Origin of the sequence: Ventrimonas sp. (assembly GCF_048380235.1) — a bacterium.
Classification (GTDB): domain Bacteria; phylum Bacillota; class Clostridia; order Lachnospirales; family Lachnospiraceae; genus Brotaphodocola.
The window spans coordinates 37,038-46,219 of record NZ_DBFCCJ010000082.1; the positions used below are offsets into that span (position 1 = coordinate 37,038).

The 9,182-nt window shown below is 48.0% G+C and carries 7 protein-coding genes and 2 tRNA genes; 7 read left to right on the forward strand and 2 right to left on the reverse strand.

Annotation, left to right across the window (positions count from 1 at the left end; translation table 11 throughout):
* Window positions 1-75 precede the first annotated feature (75 nt).
* Genes ACMP1L_RS13350 through ACMP1L_RS13360 form a run of 3 tightly spaced genes read left to right on the forward strand, consistent with a single transcriptional unit; the run spans window position 76 to window position 3,951 of the window.
* The gene (locus ACMP1L_RS13350; protein ID WP_418453313.1) at window positions 76-1,089 is read left to right on the forward strand and encodes an NAD-dependent epimerase/dehydratase family protein; all 1,014 of its coding nucleotides are present in this window, start codon (window positions 76-78) and stop codon (window positions 1,087-1,089) included.
* A 31-nt stretch (window positions 1,090-1,120) separates the two neighbouring features.
* A complete protein-coding gene (locus tag ACMP1L_RS13355) occupies window positions 1,121-2,524 on the forward strand; it encodes an L-fucose/L-arabinose isomerase family protein (RefSeq protein ID WP_418453314.1) in 1,404 nt (467 codons plus the stop codon).
* A gap of 26 nt (window positions 2,525-2,550) precedes the next feature.
* Window positions 2,551-3,951 carry a hypothetical protein gene (locus ACMP1L_RS13360; RefSeq protein WP_418453315.1) on the forward strand — a complete coding sequence of 467 codons (1,401 nt, stop codon included), beginning with the start codon at window positions 2,551-2,553 and terminating at the stop codon, window positions 3,949-3,951.
* A gap of 63 nt (window positions 3,952-4,014) precedes the next feature.
* Here the strand turns inward: ACMP1L_RS13360 and ACMP1L_RS13365 are convergent.
* Window positions 4,015-4,086: transfer RNA gene (locus tag ACMP1L_RS13365), tRNA-Glu, on the reverse strand.
* 4 nt (window positions 4,087-4,090) lie between these two features.
* Window positions 4,091-4,164, reverse strand: a tRNA-Pro gene (locus ACMP1L_RS13370).
* Window positions 4,165-4,350: 186 nt separating this feature from the next.
* Between ACMP1L_RS13370 and ACMP1L_RS13375 the strand changes: the two genes are divergently transcribed.
* The 4 genes from ACMP1L_RS13375 to ACMP1L_RS13390 all read left to right on the forward strand — a co-directional run bounded on the left by ACMP1L_RS13375 (window position 4,351) and on the right by ACMP1L_RS13390 (window position 9,043).
* On the forward strand, window positions 4,351-4,590 hold the full coding sequence (locus ACMP1L_RS13375) for a (2Fe-2S) ferredoxin domain-containing protein (protein WP_118707703.1): 240 nt from the start codon (window positions 4,351-4,353) through the stop codon (window positions 4,588-4,590).
* Window positions 4,591-4,592: 2 nt separating this feature from the next.
* Window positions 4,593-6,326 carry a [Fe-Fe] hydrogenase large subunit C-terminal domain-containing protein gene (locus ACMP1L_RS13380; RefSeq protein WP_418453316.1) on the forward strand — a complete coding sequence of 578 codons (1,734 nt, stop codon included), beginning with the start codon at window positions 4,593-4,595 and terminating at the stop codon, window positions 6,324-6,326.
* A 2-nt stretch (window positions 6,327-6,328) separates the two neighbouring features.
* Window positions 6,329-7,510 (forward strand): SpoIIE family protein phosphatase, encoded by a 1,182-nt coding sequence (locus tag ACMP1L_RS13385; RefSeq protein ID WP_118733556.1) that lies wholly within the window; start codon window positions 6,329-6,331, stop codon window positions 7,508-7,510.
* A gap of 75 nt (window positions 7,511-7,585) precedes the next feature.
* Window positions 7,586-9,043 (forward strand): 4Fe-4S dicluster domain-containing protein, encoded by a 1,458-nt coding sequence (locus ACMP1L_RS13390; protein WP_418453317.1) that lies wholly within the window; start codon window positions 7,586-7,588, stop codon window positions 9,041-9,043.
* Window positions 9,044-9,182: the final 139 nt, after the last annotated feature.

Here is a 9,182-nt window from a genome sequence, read left to right on the forward strand (position 1 = left end):
TCCTCAGGGACCTGAAGGGCAGATGCTTTTAAAAGGATTTTTTGAGACAGTGAGCAAATATAAAGGAACGAATTTATGAAAATCTTAATTTTAGGTGGAACCGGAGTGATCAGCCGTGAAATTGTAAAACAGGGGCTGGAACAGGGACATGAGATCATGGTTTTTAACCGTGGAAATCACAGAGAAGAGATGCTGGAGGGGATTGAGATCATTCTGGGAGACCGTACCAGAGCGGACGAATTTGCAGAAAAAATGAAAGCGGTGGATGCCGATGTCGTGATTGACATGATCTGCTTCAATGAGCAGGCAGCGAGACAGACGGTAGAGGTATTTGGAAACCGTGTCAGCCAGATTATCGTAACATCTAGCATTGCAGCGTATGACAGGCCCTATCAGAGCTATCCGATCCGGGAGGCGAAAGAAACACTGACGGAAAAACCGGATTTTGCATATGGGTTTAACAAAGCAGAGGCAGAGCGTTACTTACAGGGAATGATGGGAAAACAAAAGGCAGCGATTACCATCATTCGTCCGTCATTAACATTTGGTCCGGGAGCAGCTAATTTTGGAATTCTCAGACAGAACCGCAATGTGGCCAGGCGGATCCGGGAAGGAAAACCGGTTGTTATGATCGGAGAGGGCGTAATTCCATGGAGCTTTACATTTGTGCAGGATCTCGCAAGGGGATTTGTATTAAGCTGCGGAAATGAAAAAACGTATAATGATTATTTTCATGTGACCAATACAGAAATTGTAATGTGGGAAGATCTTTACCGGGCTGTTGGAAAAGCAGTGGGAAAAGAACCAAAGATGGTTTACATTCCAACGGTGCTTCTCAGAGAAATGCTTCCATCCGTATGCGAGCATTTGAATTTTGAAAAAGTGCATTTTTCTGTATTCTGCATGGATAAATTTAAAGCTGCAGCACCGGAATATGAGCCGAAGACAGGTCTTGAAGCAGGAATAAAGGAGCTGCTGGAGTGGTGGGAGAAAATAGATTTTCCGTATGATGAAGAAAAAGATCACCTTGAAGATGAAATCTGCAGATGTTATGAGGAATTCCGTGAACATTTATTAAAACTTGTCTGATGTGGCGTATAAAACAGGAGAGGAGAAAAGCATGGCGAAGATAAAAGTGGGGGTTTTATCATTTTCAGATGGAAGGCAGAGCGTTCACGAAGGACTTACGCCTTATATTGCAGAGGTGGAACAGCAAATCCGTACAGCATTGCTAAAGACTGGCGAAATCGAATTTACCGGACCAGTTCGGGTAATTGCCGGAAATGCACAGGCAAAAGCATATGCTTTGGAAGTAAAATCGGAATTGCCGGATGCAGTAATCTTTAATGTTCCTGTTTTTGCATTTCCAAATTTCTCTGTGATTGCAGCCAGTGTGCTGAAAGTACCGATATTGGTGATTTCAAACATCAATGGCGGACTTCCAGGGCTTGGCGGCCTTCAGGCAGCTTGCAATATGATCAGGCAGTGTGGTTACCACTGTGAAAAGGTCTGGGGAAATATGGATGATCCAGATACAGTGCAGCATTGTATGCATTTTCTGCGTGCAGCCCATGCGGTGACAGATATGACAGGGCAGACCTTTGGACTGATTGGAGGCAGGAGCATTGGCATGGGTTCTGGATCTGCGCAGACGGATGCCTGGCAGAAAGTGTTTGGCGTGGATGTGGATCACATGGATCAGCTGGAGATCCTGCGCCGAGCTAAACTGGTCCCAGAGGAAAAAGTGGAGCACGCATTTTTATGGCTGTCAGGGCATGTGAAGATTGCTTATGACCAGGCGAAGCTTTCGGAAGAATCCTTAAAACAGCAGATTCGATGCTATTATGCAACGAAGGACATTTGTGAGGAAAAAGGATTTGCTTTTGTTGGGGTAAAATGTCATTATGAGCTGAGTGCTTACTACTGTACCCAGTGCCTCTCAGCAGCATTTTTTAACGATCCGTATGACTGGGATGGCCCAAAAGAACCGATGGTATATTCTTGTGAGGCAGATGCAGAAGGCGGCCTGACAATGCAGGTCATGAAAGAGCTGTCTGCACTTCCGGTGATGTTTGCAGATTTCCGTTACTACGCGAAAGAAAATAATCTGTTTTATTTCTGTAACTGTGGAGCTATGTCTACCTGGTATGGAGCACAGAGCAACAGCCCGGAAGAAAATCTGACAAAGGTTACTTTAAAGCCGATCATCCCGAAGTATGCTGGAAAAGGTTGCCACGTAGAATATATTGCAAAAGGTGGCCGGATGACATTTGGACGTATTACCCATACACAGGGAAAATTTGTATTTACCGTATTTACCGGAACTGCAAAAGAAATGCCGGAAAGCATGCTGAAGGAGACCTGTGAACAGTGGCCGCATATGTATGTGGAACCAGATGCGCCTTATGAAAAGATTATGGAACAGTATGAGTGCAATCACATTCATGGCGTAGCAGGAGACTGGGTCGAAGAAATCCGTTATTTCTGTGAATTAGAGGGAATAGAATTCCGGTATGTGCAGTAAAAATAGAAGGCGCAGAGGGGGATACGATGAAAAATAAAATACAGGTGATTGTATTTTCAGAAACCAAGATGCGGGAAGATGTATATCAGGCGCGGAAAAATATCCAGGAGCGGGAACTGAGTAGACATCTTGCGCAGCTGGCTGAGCATTTTGATGTCAATTATGTAGATCACTGTGAGATCAGGAGCAAACGTCAGGGGCTGGAGGTTGCGAAAAAGGTAAATGGCAATGAGGGGCCAGTTATTTTATATATCCCGATCTTTATCAATCCGTCCATTGTAGCCCACACAGCTAAACGGATTCAGAAGCCAATTGCACTGGTTGGTAATCATGCAAAGGACAGCATCAGCCAGGTTGGATTTCTGGCAGCGGCCGGGGCTATGGATCAGCTTGGGATCTCCTACAAGCGGATTCCCTATGACGGAGCTTCCAGGGAAGCCATGAAGGAACTGACAGCCTGGGCTAATGCGGCCAATGCGGCGGAACAGCTGAATGGACAGACCTTTGGCTGTATCGGAGGACGCAGCCTTGGAATCAGTACCGGTACGGCAGACCTGGTACAGTGGGAAAATCTGTTTGGCGTTGATATGGAACAGATTGACCAGTTTGAGATTGCTGACCGGGGAAAGACCGTTTCAGAGGCAGAGATTGAGACGTATCTGGCTTATATTGAGCGTTATTACGGACAAGTCCTTTATAATTCGGAAGAACGGTTTACACGGGAACATTTGAAGAAAATGATTTCCAGCTATCTGGCTACAAAAGCGATTATGCGGGATTATGAGTTGGATTTTGTCGGAATCAAGTGTCAGACAGAGCTGAGTAACCGCTACTGCCTGCAGTGTCTGAATGTTCAGATGTTAAATGATCCATATGATGCGGATGGAAATAAATGTCCGGTAGCCTGCAGCTGTGAGGCTGATGCGGATGGTGCACTTTCCATGCAGATCTTAAAACTGATATCGGGTGGAAAGCCTACTGCGCTTCAGGATATTGCACAGGTTACCAGTGACCGGTTTGTTTTTGCAAACTGTGGTGCCATGGCCTCGTATTTTGCCGGACTTTCGGAAAAACCGGAAGAAAATCTTTCCAAGGTGCATCTAATGCCGCATGGCTTTGGCATGGCAGGCGGAGCGGCAACGCAGTTTGTGTGTGAGGAAGGAATTTTTACCTATATGCGTCTCTTCCGTAAAAATGGAAATTATGAGATGGCTTTTTTTACAGGAAAGACGGTAAAAGAACCGCGGGAGAAAATAAAAGAGTATTCGCCATACCGTCCTACGGCTTTTGTGGAGCATCATCTGGATGTGAACGAATTTATGCGCGTATACAGTTCTAACCATGTGCACTGCGTGGAGGGAGATTATACCGTAGAACTTGAGGAATTTTGCCGGCTGAAAGGAATTACGGCACGTCATTTACAATAAGGATAAAACAAAAACACCAGAGCAGCTGCTCTGGTGTTTTCTTCGCTTTGATTCTGGATTCTATGACCTCATCGGGAATCGAACCCGAGTTTACGCCGTGAGAGGGCGTCGTCTTAACCGCTTGACCATGAGGCCAGAATCGAGGCGACAAGATTCGAACTTGCGACCTCTGCGTCCCGAACGCAGCGCTCTACCAAACTGAGCCACGCCTCGAAGCGACTCCAATAATATATCACCATTCTGGAAATAATGCAAGCACTTTTTTGAAAAAAATTGAAAAAAGTTTTTGTATACAAGAAAAAACACGGTTTTACGCTATTTTATGTAATTTTCTTATTGATAAAAATGTGTCAATATGAGAAAATAAACCTATATTATGCGATTTTGGAGGATTGAGTTATGAGAGTTACGATCTGTATCGGAAGTGCATGTCATTTAAAAGGATCAAGAGAAATTATCCAGCGTCTGCAGGAACTGGTAAAGGAACACGGAGTCTCTGATAAGGTAGATTTAAATGGAGCCTTTTGCAGCGGCAACTGTGTGAATGGAGTCTGCGTGACAGTAGACGGAGAGCTTTTCTCCTTAAAGCCGGAAACCACCGATGACTTTTTTGAAAAGGAAATTTTAGGGAGGCTGTAGGTATGGCGATCATTGACTTTAAAGCAACAAAATGCCGTCACTGTTACAAGTGTGTGCGCAACTGCGAAGTCAAGGCCATCATGGTAAAAGACGGGCGTGCGGAGATCATGCCGGAAAACTGTATTCTCTGCGGGCGCTGCCTGCAGATCTGTCCACAGTCAGCCAAAACTCTGGTCAGTGACCTGAGTCTGGTAAAAGGCATGATTGAGGCCGGGGAGAAAGTGGTCATTTCCATTGCGCCATCTTATATGGGACTCTTAAAATACCATACTATCGGGCAGGTGCGCTGTGCGCTGATGCGTCTGGGCTTTACCGATGTTCGTGAAACTGCTGAGGGTGCTGCGCTGGTAACTGCGGAGTATGCGAAGCTTCTTTCGGAAGGAACCAGGGAAAATATCATCAGCACCTGCTGCCCGAGCGTGAACGCTCTGATCGAAAAATATTATCCGAAGCTGATTCCGTATCTGGCTCCGGTGGTTTCGCCCATGATCGCCCACGGACGCATGATCAAACAGCAGATGGGAGCGGATACCAGGGTCGTTTTCCTGGGCCCCTGTATCGCAAAAAAACAGGAGGCGCTGGATCCGCGCCATGCTGACTGTATTGATGCAGTGCTGAATTTTAACGATATCAGCCGCTGGTTAAACGAAGAGGATATTCTCATCGAGGATTGCGAGGATACCCCGTTTGAACGGATGGATCCGCGTGTAAACCGCCTTTATCCGGTCACAAGCGGAGTCATCAGTTCCGTGGTGGCAACACAGTCAAAGCAGGACCGTTATCGCAAGTTCTATGTACATGGAGAGAGCAACTGCATCGACTTATGCCAGAGTATGGTCCGCGGTGAGATTACGGGCTGCTTTATTGAGATGAACATGTGCTCCGGCGGCTGCATCAAGGGACCGACTGTCCATGACCGTTCTATTTCTCGTTTTAAGGTGAAACTGGATATGGAAGAGCAGATCGGACGTGAGCCGGTTCCGGAGCAGGAAACAGCTCCGGTGCTTGAGGCTGTATCGCTGAATAAGGTGTTTTTTGACCGTACCCCCCATGAGCCGGTTCCTTCTGAGGCAGAGATCCGTCAGATCCTTGCCAAGACTGGAAAGATGCGCCCGGACGATGAATTAAACTGCGGCGCCTGCGGTTATCCGACCTGCCGGGAGAAGGCCATTGCGGTTTATCAGAAAAAGGCAGAGCTTGACATGTGTATTCCCTTCATGTATGAGAAGTCCAAATCCTTTGCCAACCTGGTTATGGAGACATCTCCGAATGTGGTCATGATCGTGGATCAGGATATGAAGCTTCTGGAGTATTCCGCGGTGGGTGAGAAGTATTTCGGTAAGACCCGTACGGAAGCGCTTCAGATGTATCTTTACGAGTTTATCGATCCGTCAGATTTCCAGTGGGTATTTGATACTCACCAGAACATTCACGGCAAGAAGGTCCATTATCCGGAATTCAAGCTGGATACCTTGCAGAATATTGTATATATACCGGAGCAGAACGTGGTGCTGGCCACTTTCATTGATATCACAAAAGAAGAAGAGCAGGCCAGACTGGAGTATGAGCGCAAGTTAGATACCATTGACCTGGCCCAGAAGGTCATCCACAAGCAGATGATGGTTGCCCAGGAGATTGCGGGTCTTCTCGGTGAGACAACGGCAGAGACCAAAACAACTCTGACGAAGCTTTGCAAGTCTCTTCTGGAGGACGGAAGCGACAACGGAGGTAATTAGATATGGCAATTACCGTAGATGTTGCTTATAAGAGCTTGAATAAATTTAATGAGGTTCTCTGCGGTGATAAGGTGGAGCTGTTAAAAACAGAGGATTCCAACATCATGATCCTGGCAGATGGCATGGGAAGCGGTGTCAAGGCCAACATCCTGGCGACGCTTACCTCTAAGATTCTCGGAACCATGTTTTTAAACGGTGCCACGCTGGAAGAGTGTGTGGAAACGATCGTAGAGACGCTGCCCATCTGCCGGGTGAGACAGGTAGCCTACTCTACATTCAGTATCCTGCAGGTGTTCCACAGCGGAGAAGCCTATCTTGTAGAATTTGATAATCCCAGCTGTATTTTCATCCGGAATGGTCAGCTTGTGCCGATTCCCCGGAATATCCGGGAAGTGCAGGGAAAGAAGATCAACGAATACCGTTTTCGGGTTCAGAGGGGTGATGCGCTGATCCTGATGAGTGATGGAACCGTCCATGCCGGTGTAGGGCAGCTCCTGAATTTTGGCTGGCTCTGGGAAGATATTGCGAAATACGCAGTGAAGCAGTATGCCCTGACCATATCAGCCATGCGTCTTGCGGCAGCCATCTGCCAGGCCTGTGACGAGCTTTATCAGTACCGTCCCGGGGATGACACCACGGTGGCCTGCATGCGCATTATCAGCGCAAAGCCGGTGCATTTGATGACAGGACCGGCGCAGGATCCGTCGATGGATGAGGAGATGGTGAAAGGCTTTATGTCCGGTGATGATTCCACCAAGCGGATCGTCTGCGGCGGAACCAGTGCTACTATCGTGTCCAGAGTGTTAAAAAAGAAGCTGGATGTGTCCATGGACTATGTGGATCCGGATATTCCGCCGATTGCCTATATGGATGGCATTGAGCTGGTAACGGAGGGCGTGCTGACCTTAAACCGTGTGGTGCAGCTTCTGCGGCGCTATGCGAAGAATGAAACGGTTTCAGAGGATTTCTTCCTGGAGCTGGATAAGCAAAATGGTGCTTCCATGGTAGCTAAAATGCTGATCGAGGACTGCACTGAGCTGCATTTATATGTGGGAAAAGCCATCAACAGTGCCTATCAGAATCCGGGCCTGCCATTTGATCTGGGCATTCGCCAGAACCTGGTGGAGCAGCTGAAGACTGTGGTGGAAGAGATGGGAAAACAGGTAACCGTAACCTATTATTAGGTTTTCTTACAAAATAGAAAGAAAATATAAGAGTTGAACTGAAGCTGCAATGCTTCGGAAATGAGGAGGAAAATTATGGTAACAAATGACGCAACAATCTTACGCATCAAGCATGACGTACTTTACGAGGTAGCAAAGCTGGCATGGAACGGCGAGCTGGATGAGGAACACAAGGATCAGGTTCCGTACACCATCATCCCGGGACCGCAGGCACAGTTCCGCTGCTGCATTTATAAAGAGCGCGAGATTATCCGTCAGCGTGTCCGCCTGGCAGAGGGCAAATGCCCGACCAGCGGCAAAGATTCCAGAAACGTGGTCCAGGTCATTGGGGCAGCCTGTGAGGAGTGTCCGATCGCATCTTACACGGTAACCGATAACTGCAGAAAATGTATGGGAAAGGCCTGCCAGAATTCCTGTAATTTCGGAGCTATCAGCATGGGGGATACCCGTGCCCACATCGATCCGAACAAGTGTAAGGAGTGCGGCAAGTGCGCAAATGCCTGCCCGTACAACGCGATCGCACATCTGGAGCGCCCGTGTAAGAAGGCCTGTCCGGTAGACGCGATTACCTACGACGAGTATGGCGTATGCGAGATCGATGAAAATAAGTGTATTCAGTGCGGCGCCTGCATCCACAGCTGTCCGTTCGGTGCAGTCGGCGCCAAAACCTTTATGGTAGATGTCATCAACATGATCAATGCCGGCAAGAAGGTAGTAGCCATGGTGGCACCGGCAACCGAGGGCCAGTTTGGAGCTGACATTACCATGGCAAGCTGGAAGACCGCGTTAAAGAAGGTTGGCTTCGCAGATATGGTAGAGGTTGCGCTGGGCGGAGATATGACCGCTGCAGCAGAAGCAGCTGAGTGGGCAGAGGCTTATAAAGAGGGGAAGAAGATGACCACCTCCTGCTGCCCGGCATTTGTTAACATGATCAAACAGCATTTCCCGCAGCTGCTGGATAATATGTCCACCACCGTTTCTCCGATGTGTGCCGTTTCCAGAATGCTGAAAGAAAAAGACCCAGAGACGGTTACGGTTTTCATCGGACCGTGCATCGCAAAGAAGAGCGAAACTCTGGATTTAAATATTAAGGATAACGCCGACTATGCCATGACCTTTGGAGAGATCCGCGCCATGATGCGCGCGAAGGGCGTAGAGCTTGAGCCGGAGGAGAACACCTATCAGGAAGGTTCTGTATTCGGCAAGCGTTTCGGTAACGCAGGCGGCGTAACCGCAGCGGTGGTAGAGTGCTTCAAGGAGATGAACGAGGATATCACCCCGAACGTAATGAAGTGCAACGGTGCGGCAGAGTGTAAGAAAGCGCTGCTTCTTATGAAGGTCGGCAAGCTTCCGGCAGACTTTGTAGAGGGTATGGCCTGTGTAGGCGGCTGTGTAGGCGGCCCAAGCAAGCATAAGACCGAGCTGGAGGCAAAGAAGGCAAGAGATCTTCTGATCGGCCAGGCAGATGACCGCGAGGTACATGCAAACTTAAAGAACCTGGGCGTAGAACAGGTGGCAATGCACAGACACTAAATTGCAATTATAGGACGGAACGAATAAAGGTCCGGAAGTGAAAGAGACCGCCTTCCTCTATTTTCACATATCGTTGTTTGCTTGCTCTCACAACACGCGTTCGCCTGCATCGGACTACATCCGCTGCATTCGTACACGT